Raw genomic sequence first — 324 nt, forward strand, 5'->3', positions numbered from 1 at the left:
GCGCGAGGCGGCGCGGGAGACGGGGACCGACCCCGCCTGGGCCGACCGGCTGCTGGGCCGGCTGCCCGGGGCGGTGGCGGGGACGGTGCTGGGGCGGGACGCCATGGTGGCCGAGGCGGCGGAGAAGGCCGCGCTGCATGCGGCGACCGGCGCGCTGGCGGTGGACATGGAATCGCATGTCGCGGCGCGGGTCGCGGCGCGACATGGCCTGCCGCTGGCGGTGGCGCGGGTGGTGTCGGACGCGGCCGGGCGGAGCCTGCCGCCGGCGGCGCGGGTCGGGATGCGGCCGGATGGCGGGACCGACCTGCCGGCTGTGCTGCGCGC

Annotated in this window: 1 protein-coding gene; it reads left to right on the plus strand. The window is 81.2% G+C overall.

The annotated features are described in order from the left end of the window. Nucleotides 1-324 (plus strand): phosphorylase family protein (locus ACVMLK_RS21380; protein ID WP_457487591.1); only part of this gene is annotated, 324 nt, incomplete at both ends.

Source organism: Teichococcus aerofrigidensis (assembly GCF_054073225.1).